This window comes from Providencia sp., from assembly GCF_052096715.1.
Lineage (GTDB): Bacteria > Pseudomonadota > Gammaproteobacteria > Enterobacterales > Enterobacteriaceae > Providencia.
Genome location: NZ_JBQDNB010000037.1, coordinates 24,031 through 36,510 on the forward strand (window position 1 = coordinate 24,031; position 12,480 = coordinate 36,510).

The 12,480-nt window shown below is 41.7% G+C and carries 11 protein-coding genes; all 11 read left to right on the forward strand.

The window, feature by feature from the left end:
• Positions 1-31 precede the first annotated feature (31 nt).
• The 11 genes from wecB to thrP all read left to right on the forward strand — a co-directional run bounded on the left by wecB (position 32) and on the right by thrP (position 12,257).
• Positions 32-1,162 carry a non-hydrolyzing UDP-N-acetylglucosamine 2-epimerase gene (gene wecB, locus ACTH6U_RS19700; RefSeq protein ID WP_336429436.1) on the forward strand — a complete coding sequence of 377 codons (1,131 nt, stop codon included), beginning with the start codon at positions 32-34 and terminating at the stop codon, positions 1,160-1,162.
• On the forward strand, positions 1,159-2,421 hold the full coding sequence (gene wecC, locus ACTH6U_RS19705) for a UDP-N-acetyl-D-mannosamine dehydrogenase (protein WP_336429407.1): 1,263 nt from the start codon (positions 1,159-1,161) through the stop codon (positions 2,419-2,421). Before wecB ends, wecC begins: the two co-directional genes overlap by 4 nt.
• Complete coding sequence (gene rffG / locus ACTH6U_RS19710) at positions 2,412-3,485, forward strand: dTDP-glucose 4,6-dehydratase (protein ID WP_294104376.1); 1,074 nt, start codon at positions 2,412-2,414, stop codon at positions 3,483-3,485. The genes wecC and rffG overlap by 10 nt, the downstream gene beginning before the upstream one ends.
• An 8-nt stretch (positions 3,486-3,493) precedes the next feature.
• Positions 3,494-4,375 carry a glucose-1-phosphate thymidylyltransferase RfbA gene (rfbA, locus tag ACTH6U_RS19715; RefSeq protein WP_336429404.1) on the forward strand — a complete coding sequence of 294 codons (882 nt, stop codon included), beginning with the start codon at positions 3,494-3,496 and terminating at the stop codon, positions 4,373-4,375.
• Positions 4,353-5,093 (forward strand): dTDP-4-amino-4,6-dideoxy-D-galactose acyltransferase, encoded by a 741-nt coding sequence (gene rffC / locus ACTH6U_RS19720; protein WP_441832979.1) that lies wholly within the window; start codon positions 4,353-4,355, stop codon positions 5,091-5,093. The genes rfbA and rffC overlap by 23 nt, the downstream gene beginning before the upstream one ends.
• Positions 5,080-6,210, forward strand: coding sequence for a dTDP-4-amino-4,6-dideoxygalactose transaminase (gene rffA, locus ACTH6U_RS19725; RefSeq protein WP_294104370.1), 1,131 nt, complete (start codon positions 5,080-5,082; stop codon positions 6,208-6,210). The genes rffC and rffA overlap by 14 nt, the downstream gene beginning before the upstream one ends.
• Complete coding sequence (gene wzxE / locus ACTH6U_RS19730; RefSeq protein ID WP_336429402.1) at positions 6,210-7,460, forward strand: lipid III flippase WzxE; 1,251 nt, start codon at positions 6,210-6,212, stop codon at positions 7,458-7,460. Before rffA ends, wzxE begins: the two co-directional genes overlap by 1 nt.
• On the forward strand, positions 7,457-8,533 hold the full coding sequence (locus tag ACTH6U_RS19735) for a TDP-N-acetylfucosamine:lipid II N-acetylfucosaminyltransferase (protein WP_441830153.1): 1,077 nt from the start codon (positions 7,457-7,459) through the stop codon (positions 8,531-8,533). The genes wzxE and ACTH6U_RS19735 overlap by 4 nt, the downstream gene beginning before the upstream one ends.
• A 2-nt stretch (positions 8,534-8,535) precedes the next feature.
• Positions 8,536-9,891, forward strand: coding sequence for an ECA oligosaccharide polymerase (gene wzyE, locus ACTH6U_RS19740; protein ID WP_441832980.1), 1,356 nt, complete (start codon positions 8,536-8,538; stop codon positions 9,889-9,891).
• Positions 9,892-9,900: 9 nt separating this feature from the next.
• Entirely contained in the window at positions 9,901-10,653 is a 753-nt protein-coding gene (gene wecG, locus ACTH6U_RS19745) for a lipopolysaccharide N-acetylmannosaminouronosyltransferase (protein ID WP_434719672.1), read from the forward strand.
• Between the two features lie 227 nt (positions 10,654-10,880).
• A complete protein-coding gene (gene thrP / locus ACTH6U_RS19750; protein WP_294104363.1) occupies positions 10,881-12,257 on the forward strand; it encodes a bifunctional threonine/serine APC transporter ThrP in 1,377 nt (458 codons plus the stop codon).
• The last annotated feature ends 223 nt before the right edge of the window (positions 12,258-12,480 follow it).

Below are 12,480 nucleotides of genomic sequence, written 5' to 3' on the forward strand. Positions count from 1 at the left end.
AACTGCGAACGATAAATATAAGAGAGTCACTGTGAAAGTATTGACTGTATTCGGCACACGACCGGAGGCCATTAAAATGGCACCGTTGGTTCATGCACTCGCTGATGATGCAGACTTTGAAGCAAAAGTTTGTGTAACAGCCCAGCATCGTGAAATGCTAGATCAAGTACTGAAACTGTTCGAGATCACTCCAGATTACGATCTCAATATTATGAAACCAGGGCAAGATTTAACCGATATCACATGCCGTATCCTTGAAGGATTAAAAGCGGTATTTGCAGATTTTCAACCGGACGTCGTATTAGTTCATGGTGACACAGCAACAACCATGGCAACTAGTCTTGCAGCGTTCTATCATCGTATTCCTGTCGGTCACGTTGAAGCAGGATTGCGAACAGGCGATCTTTATTCTCCATGGCCTGAAGAAGCTAATCGTAAAATTGCAGGCCATCTTGCAATGTATCATTTTGCACCAACAGAAAATTCACGCCAGAATTTATTAAAAGAGTCGATACCTGATAGTCATATCTTTGTCACAGGTAACACTGTCATTGATGCATTGTTATGGGTGCGTGATAAGGTCATGAGCGACCAGCACATGATGGAAAAATTAGGGGCTAATTATCCATTTATTGACCCAAATAAGAAAATGATTTTAGTCACTGGGCATCGTCGTGAAAGCTTTGGTGGCGGTTTTGAACGTATCTGTCATGCGCTAGCTGAAATAGCACAAGCCCATCCGGATGTTCAAATTGTTTATCCGGTACATTTAAATCCAAATGTTGGTGAACCGGTTAAAAGAATACTGCATGATATTGATAATATTATATTAATTAGTCCACAAGAGTATCTGCCTTTTGTTTATCTGATGAATCATGCTTATTTGATCCTAACAGATTCGGGCGGTATTCAAGAGGAAGCCCCGTCTCTGGGTAAACCTGTTTTGGTTATGAGAGATACAACAGAGCGTCCAGAAGCAGTAGATGCAGGCACAGTTCGCCTTGTTGGTACAAATACACAAAAAATTGTGGAAGAAGTTAATCGGTTACTGACAGATGAAGCGGAATATCATGAAATGAGCCGCGCCCATAACCCTTATGGGGATGGTCATTCTTGTCAGCGTATTCTTGACGCATTAAAAAGCAATCAGGTGAAATTATGAGTTTTGAAACTATTTCTGTTATCGGCCTTGGTTATATTGGTTTACCAACAGCAGCAGCCTTCGCTTCTCGCAAAAAACAGGTTGTTGGCGTAGATGTCAACCAACATGCGGTGGATACCATTAATCAGGGTAAAATCCATATCGTAGAACCCGAACTCGATGTGGTGGTGAAAACTGCCGTTGAAGCGGGTTATTTGAAAGCCTTTACTAAACCTCAGCCAGCTGATGCTTATTTAATTGCCGTACCAACACCGTTCAAAGGTGAACATGAACCAGACTTGGTTTATGTAAAAGCTGCGGCGGAATCTATTGCACCTGTATTGAAAAAAGGTGACTTAGTTATTCTGGAATCGACTTCACCAGTAGGTACCACAGAGCAAATGGCTGAGTGGATGGCGCAAGCGCGTCCTGACTTAACATTCCCACAACAAGCTGGTGAAGATGCCGATATCGATGTGGCATATTGTCCTGAGCGTGTATTGCCAGGCCAAGTGATGGTTGAATTGATTAAAAATGACCGTGTTATTGGCGGAATGACACCAAAATCATCACAACGTGCAAGCGAGTTATATAATATTTTCCTTGAAGGTGAATGTGTTATCACCAATTCAAGAACCGCAGAAATGTGTAAATTAACGGAAAATAGCTTCCGTGACGTGAATATTGCATTTGCTAATGAATTATCACTCATCTGCGCACAGCAAAATATCAATGTATGGGAATTGATTAGCTTAGCTAATCGTCATCCACGCGTTAATATTTTACAACCAGGTCCAGGTGTCGGTGGACACTGTATTGCCGTTGACCCTTGGTTTATCGTGGCTCAAAACCCACAGCAATCACGCCTTATCCATACTGCGCGTTTAGTTAACGATGGCAAGCCAATTTGGGTTGTTGATCAAGTTAAAGCCGCAGTTGCGGATTGTTTGGTTGAAACGGGTAAAAAAGCTAGCGAAATCACCATTGCTTGTTTTGGTTTGTCTTTCAAACCGAACATTGATGACTTGCGTGAAAGCCCAGCGATGCACATCACTAAGATGATTGCTAATTGGAATCCAGGTAAAACCTTTGCAGTTGAACCACATATTCATGAATTACCAACTTCGCTTAAAGGTGTGGCTGAGCTAGTTTCAGTGGAACAGGCTGTGGCTGACGCTGATGTGATTTTGATGTTAGTTGATCACAATGTATTTAAAGCTATCCAAGGCTCATCAATCAAGCAAAAATGGGTTGTTGATACCAAAGGAGTATGGCGTTGAAACGCATTCTAATCACAGGTGGAGCTGGTTTTATCGGCTCCGCAGTTGTACGTCATATTATAGAGAACACTCGCGATAGCGCTATTGTTGTCGATTGTTTGACCTACGCGGGTAATTTGGAATCACTCGCTGATGTCGCGAGCAACGAACGTTATGCTTTTGAGCAAGTGAATATTTGTGACCGCGCGGCATTGGATAAAGTTTTCGTTCAATATCAGCCTGATGCTGTCATGCATTTAGCGGCAGAGAGCCATGTTGACCGCTCAATTGATGGTCCGGCAGAGTTTATCGAAACCAATATTGTCGGTACTTATACGTTGTTGGAAGCGGCGCGTCATTATTGGTCGTCGCTGGACGAAAGCAGAAAAAATGCATTTCGTTTTCACCATATTTCAACGGATGAAGTGTATGGCGATTTGGATGGCCCAGATGGGTTCTTTACTGAAACAACACCTTATGCACCAAGTAGCCCATATTCAGCATCCAAAGCATCAAGCGATCATTTAGTCCGTGCTTGGCAGCGAACTTATGGTTTACCAACGATGATCACCAATTGCTCGAATAATTATGGTCCTTATCATTTTCCTGAGAAATTGATCCCATTGATTATTCTTAATGCTATATCAGGTAAACCGTTACCTGTTTATGGTAAAGGGGAGCAAATTCGTGATTGGTTGTTCGTAGAGGACCATGCGCGTGCTCTACATTTAGTGGCAACTAAGGCTGATCCGGGTACGACCTATAATATCGGTGGACACAATGAGCGTCGCAATATTGATGTCGTGGAAACGATTTGTGCGTTGCTAGAAGAGTTTTGTCCGCAAAAGCCTCAGGGTGTGGTTCATTATCGTGATTTGATCACTTATGTGAAAGATCGGCCGGGTCATGATATGCGATATGCCATTGATGCGGCTAAGATTGAACGTGAATTGGGCTGGACACCACAAGAAACTTTCGAGTCAGGCATCCGTAAAACGGTGCAATGGTACTTGAATAATGAAACTTGGTGGCGTCGAGTACAAGATGGCTCCTACGCGGGTGAACGCCTAGGTTTAGGTAGTTAGGAGGATATATGAAAGGCATTATACTTGCTGGTGGTTCGGGCACGCGTTTGCATCCCATCACTCGAGGTATCTCTAAACAACTATTGCCTATCTATGATAAGCCAATGATTTATTACCCGCTTTCTGTATTGATGTTAGCGGGTATTCGTGAAATTTTGATTATTTCTACACCTGAAGATTTACCGATGTTTAAGCGGTTATTAGGTGATGGTCATGAATTTGGTATTGAGCTTAGTTATGCGGAGCAACCTTCTCCTGATGGGCTTGCACAAGCCTTTATTATTGGTGAAGAATTCATCAATGGTGATTCTTGCTGCTTAGTGCTTGGGGATAATATCTTCTTTGGTCACTCATTCAGTCCAAAATTGACCTCTGTTGCTGCTCGCACCAAAGGGGCAACCGTATTTGGTTATCAAGTGATGGACCCTGAACGTTTCGGTGTTGTTGAATTTGATGATGATTTTAAAGCGTTATCCATTGAAGAAAAACCACTAAAGCCGAAATCGAATTGGGCGGTAACAGGGTTATATTTCTATGACTCTCAAGTAGTTGAATTTGCTAAGCAAGTGAAGCCTTCTGAGCGTGGTGAATTAGAAATTACGTCGATCAATCAAATGTATTTGGAACGCGGTGAATTGAGCGTTGAGCTATTAGGTCGTGGTTTTGCGTGGTTAGATACGGGAACACATGACAGTTTGATTGAAGCGGGTACATTTGTACAAACTGTTGAAAAACGTCAAGGTTTCAAAGTCGCATGTTTAGAAGAGATTGCGTGGCGTAATGGTTGGCTCACTGATGAGCAAGTTCACGCATCTGCTGTGCAATTGAAAAAAACCGGTTATGGGCAATATTTAGAGGATCTTCTCCGTGTCCGTCCGCGCCAGTATTGAGCCCCTGCAATGGGAGTCTGATTTTTTCGGGCACTCAACAGCTAAATTAAACTTTACAGATGTTGGGTCTGAAATCATTCTTGCTTATCAAATGGATAAGTACGATATCGTACAAGCTAAAGTCTCAGCATCTGAGAGTACAATGATCGATGATTTAGCTAGTATGGGGTTTTCTTTGGTTGAAGGTGAAATCGATTTTGCATTAACTATTGGCACAGAAAATGCTTACTTAACCGCAGGTGCTTCTGCAACAAATCGTGTAGAAGTGGCACAAATAGATGACATAGTGCCATTACGCAACGCCGCAGAGGCTGTTTTTAGTAATAGCCGTTTTAGAGCCCCTTGGTATCAAGAAGGTGATAGCGGACGGTTTTATGCGTTATGGATAGAAAAAGCGGTTATTGGCACTTTTGATCATACGTGTTTGTTAGTTAAAGATGCGTCAGGTGAGATTTTAGGTTTTGTTAGCCTGCGTAATTTAGATACTGATACAGCACGGATAGGGCTATTAGCGAAAATGCCTGAAGCTAAAGGTCAGGGCATTGGTCGTCAGTTGATGTTAGCGGCATTCAATTGGTGTGTGCAACACCAAAAAAGACAGTTAAATGTTGCCACTCAAATCAGTAATGTTGCAGCATTAAATCTTTATTCACATAGTGGTGCTTCAATTGCAAGCACTGCATATTGGCTATACAGGGGACAACATGATTCCATTTAATAAACCACCCGTTGTAGGTACTGAATTAGAGTATATGAGACAGGCCATGGAAAGCGGCAAGCTGTGTGGTGATGGTGGCTTCACAAAACGTTGTGAAGAGTGGATGGAAAAACACTTTGATTGCCCGAAAGTTCAATTAACGCCATCTTGTACTGCTTCGTTAGAAATGGCAGCAATTTTGATTGATATTAAACCGGGTGATGAAGTTATCATGCCGAGTTTTACCTTTGTATCCACTTCCAATGCTTTCGTATTACGTGGTGCTAAAATTGTCTTTGTTGATATTCGTCCAGACACAATGAATATTGATGAAACTAAAATTGAAGATGCAATTACAGCGCGTACGCGTGCGATAGTGCCTGTTCATTACGCAGGGGTTGCCTGTGAAATGGATGTCATTATGGCAATTGCTAAAAAACACAATTTATTTGTGATTGAAGATGCTGCTCAAGGTGTGATGTCGACTTATAAAGGCAAAGCGCTTGGGACTATCGGTCACATTGGTTGCTATAGCTTCCATGAAACTAAAAACTACTCTTCTGGTGGTGAAGGTGGCGCGACACTAATTAATGATAAAACATTGATTAGCCGAGCAGAAGTCATTCGTGAAAAAGGGACTAATCGTAGCCAATTTTTCCGTGGGCAAGTAGACAAATACACTTGGCGTGATATTGGTTCAAGTTATTTAATGTCTGATTTACAAGCTGCTTATTTATGGGCACAGCTAGAAGAAGCGAAAAAAATTAATGATCGCCGCTTACTATTGTGGCAGCGTTATCATGATGCATTATTACCTTTAGTTGATGCAGGACATCTCGTTTTAGCGACTGTTCCTGAAGGTCTACAGCACAATGCTCATATGTTCTACATTAAATTGAAGGATGTAGAAGAGCGCACCGCGTTTAATGACTACATGAAATCTCATGGTATTTTGACGGTATTCCATTATGTTGCGTTACATACAAGCCCAGCAGGTATTGAGTTCGGGCGCTTCCATGGAGAAGACCGTTATACAACAGTTGAAAGCGATCGTTTAGTACGTTTACCGATGTTCTACAATATGACGGATGCTGAACAGCAAACTGTCATTGAGCGCATTAACGCGTTTTTTGCTTAATGTCGTTAGCGAGAGCATCGATTTGGACTGCCGGGTCTACCCTGATTAAAATCGGGGCAGGCCTATTAATCGTTAAATTATTAGCAGTCTCTTTTGGTCCTAGTGGTGTTGGGTTAGCGGGGAATTTTCGCCAATTAATCACTGTGTTAGGGGTGTTATCCGGTGCAGGGATTTTTAATGGTGTCACAAAATATGTGGCGGAGCACCATCAAGACCCCGTAAAGTTACGCGCCGTTCTTGGTACCTCTTCAACATTAATATTAGGATCATCAACACTACTTGCGGCTATTTTTTTGCTCTTTAGTGGCCCCATTAGCGCTGCTTTGTTTGATAACGCAGACTATGAATCAGTGATTAAAGCCGTTGCTTTTGTCCAAATGGGGATTGCGTATTCGAATTATTTTTTAGCCATCCTTAAAGGCTACCGTGATGCCTCGGGTAATGCTCAAGCTATCATATTAGGTAGCTTACTCGGTGTAGTTGCTTATTATTTATGCTATATATTGGGTGGCTATGAAGGTGCATTAGCCGGGTTGGCTCTTGTTCCTGCATTAGTTGTATTACCCGCTGGTTTGATGATCGTTAGACGTAAGCAATTTGCATTTTCTATGCTTAAACCTGCGTGGGATAAGGCGATTGCAACAAGTTTGGGTAAGTTTACGGTGATGGCAATTTTGACGTCAGTGACGTTGCCTGTTGCTTATATCATGATGCGTAACTTATTAGCTGAACGATATAGCTGGGATGATGTTGGATTGTGGGCAGGGGTGAGCACGATATCAGATGCTTACTTGCAGTTTATTACCGCCTCTTTTTCCGTTTATTTATTACCCACGCTTTCTCGGTTGCAGCTAAAAAGCGAAATATCAGCTGAAATAATTAAAGCACTTAAATTTGTGTTACCCGCAGTAGCAGTGGCGAGCTTTATGGTTTGGCTATTGCGTGATTTTGCGATTTGGTTACTATTTTCCGAACAATTTACAGGTATGAGAGACCTGTTTGCGTGGCAACTGGTCGGTGATGTGTTGAAAGTGGGGTCGTATGTCTTTGGTTATCTAGTGATTGCTAAAGCCGCATTACGTTTTTATATCCTCACTGAAGTGAGCCAATTTGTTTTGTTAATGAGCTTTGCTCATTGGTTCATTCCTGAACACGGTGCAGTAGGTGCTACACAGGCTTATATGGCCACTTATATCGTATACTTTATTGTTTGTTGTTGCGTATTTTTGATCTACCGTAGGCGAGCATGACAACCTTAATACATGTACTGGGATCTTTACTTCCTCACCATAATCAGACGGTATTGACGTTTTTTAATAACGTTATCAGCCAAGAAATGGCGCCGTCGCAAAAACCGCATTTTATGGTCGTAAGCCATGATGCGCAGCTTTCTGACGCTTATCCTGAGTTGAAAATCGAAATTTTTGACAGTAAAAAAGCAATTGCAGATAGTGTTATCCGTCGTGCTAAAGCGGAGCGACATACGCGATTTTTCTTTCATGGGCAGTTTAATGCGCCTATATGGCTGGCTTTGCTGTTTGGTCAAATAAAACCGCATCAGTTTTGGTGGCATATTTGGGGTGCTGATTTGTATGAAGAGTCAGCATCGCTCAAGTTTAAATTATTTTATATTTTACGCCGTTTGGCGCAAAAGCGAGTGGGGCATGTGTGCGCTACTCGGGGTGATCTTTGCTATTTTCACCAATCTAATCCAAGGGTGCCAGCGTCAGTTTTATATTTTCCGACTCGTATGGACCCGGCGTTAACTATCATTGAACGTGAGCCTCGTGAAGGCGATCAACTCACCATCTTACTCGGTAATTCAGGTGACCGCTCAAATCGTCATGTAGAGGCTTTGGGGGCGATTAAACAAGAGTTTGGTGACAATGTTAAGATAGTTGTACCAATGGGATATCCGGCAAACAATCAAACCTACATCCAACAAGTTGAGCAAGCGGCAAACAATCACTTTGCGAAAGGGCAAGTTGAAATTCTGAAAGAGCGAATGGAGTTTGCGGAATATCTTAATTTGCTTAAATCTTGCGATCTTGGCTATTTCATTTTTAATCGTCAGCAAGGGGTGGGAACGATTTGTTTACTTATTCAATTTTGCATTCCTTTTGTGATAAGTCGTCAAAATACATTCTGGCAGGATTTAACTGCGCAAAATGTGCCCGTCTTTTTTTATGGGGATAAACTGACACTTCCACTGGTTGATGAAGCTCAACGTCAAATGTCGATACTTGATAGACATAATATCGATTTTTTTGCCCCTAATTTTACTGATGGTTGGAAAGAAATTCTAACTATCGCAAAGGAGTGAGCATGACTCTTTCGGAGTTAGGTGGCTTGGCACTGGTCTATTTAATATCGATTATTTTTATCGGCACATTACTCTATAAAGAGTTTTTACGTGTGCGTTTTAATTTTAATATCTTTTTTTCTATGTTGTATTTATTGACGTTTTATTTTGGATTTCCGCTCACTTGTGCATTAGTGTTTCAGTTTGACGTCGCTGTGGTATCGGCGGATTACTTATTATATGCACAACTTGCGGCGACCAGTTTTTATGCTATTTACTATGTTGCATATAAAACGCGGTTATCAAAAAATGTCGATAAACAAAGACGTCCGTTGTTTAGCATGAATAAAGTGGAAACCAATCTGACCTGTCTATTGCTGATTGCGATTGCCGTGGTGACGGTAGGCATTTTCTTTTTAGAAAATGGGTTTTTACTTTTCAAATTAAAATCATACAGCCAAATTTTCTCTAGTCAGGTGACTGGCGTCGCGTTAAAACGCTTTTTTTACTTCTTCATCCCTGCGATGTTGATCGTCTACTTTTTGCGCCCAACCCAACAACGGTGGATTTTCTTTTTGATTAGCACCGTCGCATTTGGTTTTTTAACTTATGTGATTGTGGGTGGTACGCGCGCTAATATCATTATTGCTTTCGCGCTCTTTTTGTTTATTGGTATCGTTAGAGGTTGGATTACTCTGTGGATGCTAGGAGCAGCAGGTGTTGCGAGTATTGTGGGTATGTTCTGGCTTGCATTAAAACGTTATGGTTTGGATGTGAGTGGTTCAGAGGCCTATTACACATTTTTATATTTAACCCGCGATACATTTTCACCGTGGGAAAATTTAGCCTTACTACTTAGCCATTATGATGAAATGGATTTTCAAGGGCTAGCGCCTATTATTCGCGATTTCTATGTATTTATTCCCTCTTGGGTTTGGCCTGAGCGCCCTGATACTGTGCTTAATTCCGCTAATTACTTTACGTGGGAAGTGCTAAATAACCATTCTGGGTTAGCGATATCGCCAACGTTAATCGGTTCACTGGTGGTTATGGGTGGCGTTATATTTATTCCTTTAGGTGCAATCGTGGTTGGGCTGATTATTAAGTGGTTTGATTGGATTTATGGCATGAGCTTAAAAGAATCGAATCGCTACAAAGCGGCAATTATGCAAGCATTCTGTTTTGGTGCCATTTTTAATATCATTGTATTAGCGCGCGAAGGCGTCGATTCATTTGTCTCGCGGGTGGTCTTTTTCTGCTTAATTTTCGGACTGTGTCTGATTTTAGCAAAATTATTGTACTGGTTATTTGAGAGTGCGGGTCTTATTCGGGCTAGAACGACTTCTTACTTAAGAAGCCAACAGCGTGAAAGCCGCTAAAGGAGTATTATGGAACAGTCACCAATTTCGCAACCATCAGTACCGCAGTATAGTATTCGAGGCCACAACATTTGGGGCTTCAAAAATATGGCTCATTTTTTAGATTATTTATTTGATGGCGGCGAAACGAAAACCGGAACATTGGTTGCTATCAATGCTGAGAAAGTGATGATTGCTGAAAAAGATGTGGCATTAAATACTTTACTTGGACAAGCTGAATACCTCTATGCTGATGGTATTAGTATTGTGCGCGCCATTCGCCGTAAATATCCACAAGCTGAGGTCTCTCGTGTTGCAGGTGCTGATTTGTGGGAAGGTTTGATGGAAAGGGCGGGCAAAGAAGGTACTCCAGTATTTTTGATTGGTGGTAAACCTGAAATCCTAGAGCAAACAGAAGCGAAGCTCCGCTCTGCATGGAATGTGAATATTGTTGGCTCACAAAATGGATATTTTACACCTGAAGATAGAAGTGCTTTATTTGAACGTATTCGTGCCAGTGGCGCTAAAATTGTCACTGTTGCAATGGGGTCACCTAAGCAAGAGCTTTTTATGCGTGATTGCCGTGAAGTGCATCCTGATGCGCTGTATATGGGTGTTGGCGGGACTTATGACGTATTCACGGGTCATGTGAAACGTGCCCCGAAAGTGTGGCAAAACTTAGGGCTAGAGTGGCTATATCGCTTATTGGCTCAACCAACTCGCGTGAAAAGACAATTTAAGTTACTTAAATTCTTAGGTTACTATTACGGTGGTAAGCTCTAAAGTTAGATTGATTTACAGAGACTGGTGTAACTGCTGGTCTCTTTCCTCAAATATTTCTATAATCCCTCAAAAATAAGCGCAAACTTTAGATATTCAACTATATCTTGAAGTTTTTTTGCTTTTTTCTATTGCTTGAATGGCTATTTCTCTTATTTTACAGCGATTATTACTCACTTAGTTTCAATTAAAGCTGTAACTTATTATCACAATTCATGACAGGGGTATTTATGGAAAATCCACAACAGGGACTTCAGCGAGGGCTTGAGGCTCGTCATATTGAGCTGATTGCATTAGGTGGAACGATAGGTGTTGGTCTATTTATGGGGTCAGCCAGCACGTTAAAATGGGCTGGCCCCTCTGTTCTATTGGCTTATATTATTGCGGGTATTTTTGTTTTCTTCATTATGCGCTCAATGGGGGAAATGCTGTTTCTTGAGCCGGTAACCGGATCTTTTGCTTCTTTTGGTTATAAATATCTAAGCCCATTTTGGGGATGTTTAACTGCTTGGGGCTACTGGTTTATGTGGGTGGCGGTGGGTATTTCAGAAATTACGGCAATCGGCGCCTATGCGGAGTATTGGTTCCCTGGGGTTCCTCAATGGATATTTGCATCCATTGCTGTAGCACTTGTCGCGCTAGCTAACCTTGCCGCAGTTAGGTTGTATGGTGAGTTAGAGTTTTGGTTTGCGATGATTAAAGTGACCACAATTGTCGTGATGATTTTGATAGGCATTGGCTTGATATTTTTTGGAATTGGTAACAATTTTGAACCTATTGGTTTAGGCAATTTGACGCAACACGGTGGATTTTTTGCTGGGGGCTGGAAAGGCTTTTTGTTTGCGCTGTGCATTGTTGTTGCTTCTTATCAAGGGGTTGAGCTAGTGGGTATTACTGCTGGAGAAGCTAAAAATCCACAGGTCACATTAAGAAAAGCGATTAACAATATATTATGGCGCATCTTAATTTTTTATGTGGGTGCTATTTTTATAGTGGTGACGCTGTTCCCATGGACAGATGTAGGACATCAAGGCAGTCCGTTTGTTATGACTTTCGCTAAAGTTGGTATTATTTCCGCAGCAGCGGTAATCAACTTTGTGGTACTGACTGCGGCGTTATCTGGCTGTAACAGTGGAATGTATAGCGGTGGACGCATGTTATATACCTTGGCGCAAAATAAGCAGTTGCCTCGCTCGTTATTAAAGCTTACGCGCAATGGCGTGCCTGCTCGCTGTGTTGGTTTTACTATTTTATGTTTAATTGCTGGGTCGAGCTTGAACTATCTTGTGCCTAATCCTGAAAAAGTATTTGTGTATGTTTATAGCGCGAGCGTATTACCAGGAATGGTGCCTTGGTTGGTGCTACTGACGAGTCAGATACGTTTTCGTCAACAAAATAAAGAAAAATTAGTTGGTCATCCTTTCAAATCTATTTTATTTCCTTGGGTCAACTATGCGACTTTGATTTTTTTAGGCTGCGTATTGGTAGGAATGGCAATTAACCCGGATACGCGGTTATCGCTAATTGTTGGGATAATATTTTTATTGGCTGTTTCGGCATTTTATTTTCTAGTAAAAGCTATCAATCGCCAAAAGCAAAAAGCGTAATAATGTCGTTAAGGGTATTTGTGGTTTGAAAAAAAGGGGATAAAGAGGGCAAAAATGCTCTCTTTATCGACGAAACGAATAAAAGGCAAGCAATCGATATTTTTATTTAAAAAAGGACTAGACATAGAGTGATTAAATCCGTAGTATCCTGTTCCGCAACGGCGTTAAGCGCCCGTAGCTCAGCTGGATAGAGCGCTGCCCTCCGGAGGCAGAGGTCTCAGGT

What these genes read in the sequence shown, in the direction of transcription:
- wecC (WP_336429407.1), top strand. Translation starts at nt 1,159, where the DNA reads ATGAGTTTTGAAACTATTTCTGTTATCGGCCTTGGTTATATTGGTTTA.
- rffG (WP_294104376.1), top strand. Translation starts at nt 2,412, where the DNA reads ATGGCGTTGAAACGCATTCTAATCACAGGTGGAGCTGGTTTTATCGGC.
- rfbA (WP_336429404.1), top strand. Translation starts at nt 3,494, where the DNA reads ATGAAAGGCATTATACTTGCTGGTGGTTCGGGCACGCGTTTGCATCCC.
- rffA (WP_294104370.1), top strand. Translation starts at nt 5,080, where the DNA reads ATGATTCCATTTAATAAACCACCCGTTGTAGGTACTGAATTAGAGTAT.
- wzxE (WP_336429402.1), top strand. Translation starts at nt 6,210, where the DNA reads ATGTCGTTAGCGAGAGCATCGATTTGGACTGCCGGGTCTACCCTGATT.
- ACTH6U_RS19735 (WP_441830153.1), top strand. Translation starts at nt 7,457, where the DNA reads ATGACAACCTTAATACATGTACTGGGATCTTTACTTCCTCACCATAAT.
- wzyE (WP_441832980.1), top strand. Translation starts at nt 8,536, where the DNA reads ATGACTCTTTCGGAGTTAGGTGGCTTGGCACTGGTCTATTTAATATCG.
- wecG (WP_434719672.1), top strand. Translation starts at nt 9,901, where the DNA reads ATGGAACAGTCACCAATTTCGCAACCATCAGTACCGCAGTATAGTATT.
- thrP (WP_294104363.1), top strand. Translation starts at nt 10,881, where the DNA reads ATGGAAAATCCACAACAGGGACTTCAGCGAGGGCTTGAGGCTCGTCAT.